At 40.1% G+C, this 6,689-nt stretch carries 7 protein-coding genes; all 7 read right to left on the bottom strand.

Annotated elements, in window-relative coordinates; genetic code table 11:
• On the bottom strand, positions 1-471 hold a 471-nt coding region (locus DXN04_RS34115; RefSeq protein ID WP_147320165.1), incomplete at its 3' end, for a hypothetical protein.
• Positions 471-782 (bottom strand): hypothetical protein, encoded by a 312-nt coding sequence (locus DXN04_RS34110; RefSeq protein ID WP_116857898.1) that lies wholly within the window; start codon positions 780-782, stop codon positions 471-473. The genes DXN04_RS34110 and DXN04_RS34115, both read right to left, overlap by 1 nt.
• Before the next feature lie 2 nt (positions 783-784).
• Positions 785-3,052, bottom strand: a complete 2,268-nt coding sequence (locus DXN04_RS34105; protein ID WP_116857897.1) for a major capsid protein — start codon at positions 3,050-3,052, stop codon at positions 785-787.
• A gap of 195 nt (positions 3,053-3,247) precedes the next feature.
• On the bottom strand, positions 3,248-3,472 hold the full coding sequence (locus DXN04_RS34095; RefSeq protein ID WP_116857895.1) for a hypothetical protein: 225 nt from the start codon (positions 3,470-3,472) through the stop codon (positions 3,248-3,250).
• Positions 3,473-3,666: 194 nt separating this feature from the next.
• Complete coding sequence (locus DXN04_RS34085; RefSeq protein WP_116857893.1) at positions 3,667-5,064, bottom strand: rolling circle replication-associated protein; 1,398 nt, start codon at positions 5,062-5,064, stop codon at positions 3,667-3,669.
• A 518-nt stretch (positions 5,065-5,582) separates the two neighbouring features.
• Complete coding sequence (locus DXN04_RS34080; protein WP_116857892.1) at positions 5,583-5,876, bottom strand: hypothetical protein; 294 nt, start codon at positions 5,874-5,876, stop codon at positions 5,583-5,585.
• A gap of 91 nt (positions 5,877-5,967) precedes the next feature.
• The coding region (locus tag DXN04_RS35060) for a hypothetical protein (RefSeq protein WP_158569317.1) at positions 5,968-6,689 on the bottom strand (722 nt) is incomplete at its 5' end.

Below are 6,689 nucleotides of genomic sequence, written 5' to 3'. Positions count from 1 at the left end.
CACAGCTGCCTTTGTAAAACGTCCACTCACTTCCGGCTCCGTATAAAGTTTATCCGGCAAATCAGCAAGAGCCTGAGAGGCAACACTACCAATAGGTCTATAACGATTCCATGCAGAAGTATCAGCAACAGGACCGGAAGGTGTGTGACCACCTTGTGCTTGAACAGACGAACCTTGCAACGCTCCTTGTGTAACATACAAATCGGGATTAATTCCAGCAGCCTGCAAACGAGCCTGAACAGCAGCAGGAGTGTTATAGTTGTTGTTAGCCTGCCAAAGTTTATAATTCCAATCATTTTGAGCCTCGCGTTCAGATGTCTGCCATTTACGCGTTTTCTCAGCTTCTTCTCGCGCCGCCGCGAGTTGTTTATCAACAGATTGATTCTGAGAATGAGCACCAAATAAATTAGAGATGCCGGAAAGTGCGCCACCAAGGAGCGCACCACCAGCACCAGCAAGGAATTTTCCCATTATTGCAACTCCTTGCGCTTCTCATTGTAGGCGGCTACAATTTTAGCGCGAGCATCACGTTGAGCATTCCAAATATCGGCTATATCCTGACCACGGCGATATTCAACAGGAACAATCCAAGATTCTTCATCAGTAAAATCATTCGATGGTAACTGTGAAATATTTTGCGTAGATATAGGTACACCAGCTTTAGCAGCTTCATACATTTGAGCGGGAGTGTAAGCAAGGTCACCACGTACAGGAAGCTCGCCCGGTTTTCTAGTACATGTACACGTATGCGTGTTCCAAGCATGAATTACTACTTGTTTCATAATTATTCAATATGAGGAATTGAGTTACGAGGTATAGTTGTCTTCTTGGTAATTTCAAAAGCAATACTACCCAGAATTTTATCACCATTTTCCGACGTCATAGCAAATACATCATTAACATGGTCAGGGTTCACAAGTAAAAAGTCCTTAGATAACTCAGGAGCCTTATCAAATACACGGTTAATAAGGAAGTTTCTCATAGAACCACGGAATTCGCCATGTACTTCGTCAAATGAGGAAATCAAATCCCAGTATGCACGCTGATATCCGAATACATTATTGATATTTGCAGGGTTTACAGCATAAGCCTGATAAGGACACAAGTGCTTGTATAACATAGGTTGATAAGATATGTTATTGAATTGAGGGAAGTGCCAATCCAAAAGGCTCATACGGGTGAAATGTGGAGCGAGAAGCTGTGAATAATTCGCAGCAGGAACGACAGACATAACACCAAGAATGTAGCCATCTTCAGGACAATATTTACGAATGATATGACGCATACCAGACTGGAGCGAACCTTGACCAGCAAAACTACCTAGGGGGTTTCCCTCAGTAGGAGTTGTCTGGGTTACCTTATATACGGGAATGGTATCAGAGATACCACCAAGAAATTCAGGCATCATAAGTTCATCGTAATCCAGATTGACGTCAAAGAGGCCTTTCACAAGGTTCTTGTAACGCGGGGTTTGACGAATACGGATTTCAAGAAAACGCTGAAGTGAATTAACATTTCGAAAGTCAGAAATGGAAATACCAGATGTGGCCATGCCAATAAGGTTATGGATAACGTCAGTAGGAGCATTAGAGCTTTTAACCTGAAAACCTGTAACAGTATCACCATCATCCGCAGTTTCAAGCTGAGCATGATACTCAGTACCGGCGGCATCTCTAAAAGTTGCTTCGCCAAGTGATGTAATACCTACAAGAGGAGCAACACCGGCTTGCGGAGACTGTAAAGCTGTGGTATAAGCATCAGGCTCCCAATTAGCGTAATGTAACTGATATTTATATGTATCATTACCTCCTTTCGTAGAAGGCACATATTTATTGTATTCGGGTTTACCGTCAACAATAAAAGGGTTGTTACGAATATCACGACCAAAAGCGTTGTAGTAGGATTCGTATGCACGAAACGGCAAGGCGGATAAAGGAATAGCCGGAAGTCTCTTGGAGTCAGTGGTGTAGAAAGGACAGTTTTCTTTCTGTGGCTTTGTCCATTCAAGGGACCTATAGATAACAGAAATCGGAGACGAATAAAGTTGAGACACAAATGCTTGCGTAAGACCTGCCCGGATAGTCGTAGTGGAACCAAGTTCATATAAGGAATACATGTAATCCTTTTTATAAACTTCATTACGAAAATCGATAACCATACACAGCTTAAAAGTCGATAGAGGTGTACCCAGGTCAGCAGAGAAAGAAAGAGTGTCGCCTACTATGTCAGACTTATTAAATTGCGCACTCCAAACCTTAGCGCTATTGTCATCCTTGTAAATAGCAAATCCGATTACAGGTTTAGTGTCATAATCGTTAATCATTTGACGCAAAAGATTAAACCGACCCAGAGGAATTGAAATATTAACATTCTGAGTAGGAGTATCATACTTGACAGTAAACGGTATACACATGCAACGAGGAGCTGCATATCCATAAGAACCGGTATTTGCGAAGTTTGTAATAAAGATTTTAGAAAAAGGTACATCAGACGAAAGGATGGTACTCAAGGAATCGAATGATAGATTACTTACAATCGGAGTACCAAGCAAAGTCGAATTTAAAGCAGGTACTTTATCATCGAAATTAAAAAAGTCAACAGCACGAGACGCGATAACAGAGCCTCCATAAGTTCCTGTAATCGTCGTAGGTACACCAAGATAATCTGCAAGTGTTCCTGTTTGAAGGTCATCATCAATATTAAATTGGTTATGTCCTTGCGCAGTATTTTCGGCAGTAGGGTCCATCCAAGGAGGCGTAACGGTCTCATCACCGCCAAAGAAGGCCATCCAATCTTCCCAAAGGGTACGAGTACGAACATAAACAAAATGTAACCGCACATAAAGTTGGGTCTGTATTGGAAACACAGTCGGAAGCAATTGTAAATTAAAGCGGGCGTTTATCTGAAACGAGTCACCGAATGATGCAGGAAGTAGACACACAGGCGTAATAGCGCCGAATTTCATTGTGAGATTATTCACAAACGAGAGGTCAAAAGTGGAACGATTGACACGGTCAATGTAAGCATCTTTTTTACGAAAAATATTGGCCATAATTAAAACTTAATGTTAATGTCAGGAGTTTTTAAAGAATCTATACGCGAAGTAGTAGACTGTTGCGTACCTTGAGAGGAATTCTGGTTCTTCCAGAACAAAGACATCGAAGCTGTACAGCTATCCAAAAGGAGAGTCGCGGCTACTCCAAGAATGAAAGTAGTCGCGAGTTCTATAATTTTATAAATCTGTTGCTTAGTCATCTTCCGGTTCAATTAAATATTGTTCATACATACCATCCGGTAATTGACGGTCCGTAATGATGAGTTGCATAGCAGCAGAAAGGGGGACGTGTTCACGAATAACAACAACAACGGGCATTTCTTCCTGAGTAGAGAGGAACTTACGAGTTGTAAAAGTGACACGAGGTTCATTGTCTTGCGCTGTAACTGAACAGCAATCTACGTTTAATTTTACCATAATGTAAAAATTTTAAGTGAAACAAAAATTATTAGATAAAACTACCAAGAAATCATCTTGCATGAGTCCAGGCAGTTCGAAATTTACAAACAAAATATACTCATCCAGTGTGTCAAAAGTGCGATAAGTTATCTTATCTTCTTCATATCCTAATAACACCTTAGGATATATCTTCGCATAAATGTACGGCATAGTTACAAAGTTTCTTTGTAAATAGCAAGAACATTCTCACTATCCACTTTATATTTAAGATAATTTATATCTACCTCAGGTTGCGTTGACATTGTTTGACTAACAAACATCTGATGCTCTCGTTTTGCAGAGGTAAGCTGTTTATAAAAACTAGTATCAAATTCAAATGCATTAAGCATGGTAATCATGGGGTCGAGGATATTCTCAATTACCAGCAAACTGTCTTCTTTATAACAAGAAGAGAATTGCCTTGCATTATCCATAATAAAACGAGGAAAGCGGTTTACACAGGTGTCGAAATCATAAAACGGAAATTTTTCATGAAGATATTTACGAGTAACATTCACCTCTTTATCAGCCATACCGAGACGTAGTTGCCAGAGGCATGCACGGAGAGACAGAAAGTAATCAACAAGCTGAATGGTGTCGCGGATTTCTTTTCGGACAAGCATAGAAGGGCAAGGATAAAGTTTTCGTCGAAAGTATGAAGGGATGAATGATGAAAAACGTTCACCTGTAAATTTATCTACGATTTCAATGGTAAGAACGTCAGGATGCTGATAAAACCAAAGTACATGGTCAAGGCACCATTTGTAACCAAGTCCTCCGCCGCGGCGAGAAGATAGGTAAAACGTTGGATTACAGTCTTTTGGAATATCACTTTCCTTACGCATGTATTTCATGCAATATTGAATGCCTCCTTGAGTGCAAGGCTTGCAATAAACAAAACCAAGTTCGCCTAGATAATCCCAATCAAAGCGATGAGTAAGTTTATTATAAACTCGTTTTCGAACAGACCAAGCTTGTAACACAGTTTTATAAACATCCATAGTGCCGAAAGCAATAGGCATGTTCCACAGAATAAGGTGATAATGAGGCAGTTTCGTATGGCTACCATACTCAGCCGCGGCAAAATACCGAATTTCCTCAGTAAAATTATGTTCTCGAGCAAGAATCTGACGTAGGCGTTTAAGAAATTTTTGTACATCTTCTTTGTTAACACCATCAGAAGGGCGGTGTAAGTTATTGTAAGTCAGTGTTATGAAGTAAGGAACCGTGCGGCTATGTTGAGTTTCCGCAACAGCGCGAAACATCCATTCACGAGCGTTACGTTTTCGACACAGGGCACATTTTCGACACGGAATCGCCAAAAACATCGGCACAATATCACCGTCGCGGTCGGTGGTGTAATAAGAATCCTGCCAGCATGCAAGGTTCTCAAAATCAATGCCTTTCGGAGAAAAACGAGCATACGGAAAGCTCCAACGCCATGCGGCAAGACGCATTTCAGGAACAAATTCTTCATCTCCATTATACACAAATTTTCCAGTTTGTAAAACGGCCTGTTTGAAAGCAGGATTTAAAATATATTTAGGTTTTTCACATAAAATGTTTTGCATAATCTTTTTTTTTTATTTAGGGGGCGGCTATCCGCTCAAACAAATTGGTTTCGCTAATACTTGCTCCTATCCCTGACGCGCTTCACTCCGTTACGCAATGCTTTAGGCGTCATCCAAGATGACAGAGAGGAGTTCGCGCTACCGCGCTCACGATTTCATAATTTCCTTTAATCTCTCAAGATGTGCAAAGATAAAGTGTAGTTAAAAATATCGTTTATCAACCTGAGCCAAATGATATTAAAGTCGCTACGCTTTGTTTAACATCATTTACCACAGAACGCCAAACGCCATTTTTCCCTACGCATTGTTTTATTGCACGTCTCGAAAGAAAAAAGGAAAAATATGTTTTGATGTTTGCGATAGATAGAGACAGAATGGATAAGAACGCAAACCGAAGTTGGAAACTTCGTAGGGCTGTAGCCTTATAATTGTTATTGGGCAAGGCAGCCCAAAGGGGCTGCTCATTCAAATCTTTCACACAAGCTGAGCAATGTGTCAGTTGTGCTACATATATCAAGTTAGTCGATGCCGGATGCTTCACCCGGTCCACAAGTTAGTTGACAAAAGTCAACGTAAGAGAATACTGCACGAGCTGCGCGGTTGCAATATCGTGCATTCATAATACCTGCAAGCAGGTAATTAGACCTGTAAGTTTGTTCCATATAATCCCTAAAAGTTAAAGCTCTATCAGCTATATTTATTCTAAGAGCTGGACAGATTACTTGGTAAAGAGAATTGCAAGGCACATCTTTAACTTTAATATATTCCTGTTTCTGTTTCTCAATGTTTAAATACTGTAAAAGAATGTCCATAATCATAATGTTTTAAGGGTTAATAATCTTGTTTCTTTCAACACTACAAAAATAGACATTCTTCAGTCATTTACCAAAAATTCTGTGTTAATCAATCATAATAGTCATAATAAGTATGTTTAGATTTTCCATTAGAACTTGTAGTCTCGTGTTTCTCTCGAGGTTTACCTGAACTACTTGAACGGGGATTTGCAAAAGGTACGAATCCTGCAACATCGCCGAGAACAGCGTGTATTTCTCGCATAGTACGCTCAAAATCATCCCAATTCATATCCTGAGATAAATCAAATCGCAGACGGGACTCCTCAGCATTTACTTTAAAACCCAAATCTTGATAGAACGAAGCTAAGGCTTCATTAAGTTTCTCCTGGGACTTCATAAGAGGTAACTTGGTAGAGAGTTCTCGAAAAGCTAACTTAAGTTGTTCTTGAGACACTTTTAATTGACCTTCAAGATTCTTAAGTTTACCATGTTCAATATATGCATCCAAAGCAACACGAACATGACGTTCCCAAACACGGTCGTCAACATCAGCAGCCTGCGAAATCAAAAGGTCTACCTCAGATTTTATCTTTTTAATAGAAGCATTAATTTGCTCAACCATACTACGAGCCTGAGAAGCCTCTGCATCGTTAAGGTTGATTTTACTATCATTGACAAGAATAACACTCTCCATAGTATCAAGCTGACCTTGATTGAAAGCATCTCTGAATGAAGCATCAGACTTAAGAATGTCATTCGTATGCTCCTGACCTTCAGTTTCAGCACTAGTCTTAGCAACCTGAGCCGATAAAGCAGTATCAGCAAGAGCCT

The organism is Chitinophaga silvisoli (assembly GCF_003412465.1).
Taxonomy (GTDB): domain Bacteria; phylum Bacteroidota; class Bacteroidia; order Chitinophagales; family Chitinophagaceae; genus Chitinophaga; species Chitinophaga silvisoli.
Note: the sequence above shows the minus strand (reverse complement) of the source record. Positions and strands in the feature narration are given on the sequence as shown.